1 protein-coding gene and 1 pseudogene are annotated in these 822 nt (G+C 49.9%); both read left to right on the forward strand.

Annotated features, from left to right (window positions below; genetic code table 11):
- The coding region (locus CSC64_RS13805) for a phage tail protein (protein ID WP_162435907.1) at positions 1-625 on the forward strand (625 nt) is incomplete at its 5' end.
- Positions 626-636: 11 nt separating this feature from the next.
- Positions 637-822: pseudogene (locus tag CSC64_RS13810) on the forward strand (tail fiber assembly protein); the annotation flags it as partial.

Consider the following 822-nt stretch of genomic DNA (forward strand, 5'->3'; position numbering starts at 1 on the left):
TCCATCGGGTGTGCTTCCTGATATGCGAGGCTGGACAATCAAGGGGAAACCCGCCAGCGGTCGTGCTGTATTGTCTCAGGAACAGGATGGAATTAAGTCGCACACCCACAGTGCCAGTGCATCCGGTACGGATTTGGGGACGAAAACCACATCGTCGTTTGATTACGGGACGAAAACAACAGGCAGTTTCGATTACGGCACCAAATCGACGAATAACACGGGGGCTCATGCTCACAGTCTGAGCGGTTCAACAGGGGCCGCGGGTGCTCATGCCCACACAAGTGGTTTAAGGATGAACAGTTCTGGCTGGAGTCAGTATGGAACAGCAACCATTACAGGAAGTTTATCCACAGTTAAAGGAACCAGCACACAGGGTATTGCTTATTTATCGAAAACGGACAGTCAGGGCAGCCACAGTCACTCATTGTCCGGTACAGCCGTGAGTGCCGGTGCACATGCGCATACAGTTGGTATTGGTGCGCACCAGCATCCGGTTGTTATCGGTGCTCATGCCCATTCTTTCAGTATTGGTTCACACGGACACACCATCACCGTTAACGCTGCGGGTAACGCGGAAAACACCGTCAAAAACATTGCATTTAACTATATTGTGAGGCTTGCATAATGGCATTCAGAATGAGTGAACAACCACGGACCATAAAAATTTATAATCTGCTGGCCGGAACTAATGAATTTATTGGTGAAGGTGACGCATATATTCCGCCTCATACCGGTCTGCCTGCAAACAGTACCGATATTGCACCGCCAGATATTCCGGCTGGCTTTGTGGCTGTTTTCAACAGTGATGAGGCATCGTGGCAT

It is taken from the genome of Pseudoxanthomonas koreensis, from assembly GCF_010093225.1.
Lineage (GTDB): Bacteria > Pseudomonadota > Gammaproteobacteria > Xanthomonadales > Xanthomonadaceae > Pseudoxanthomonas > Pseudoxanthomonas koreensis.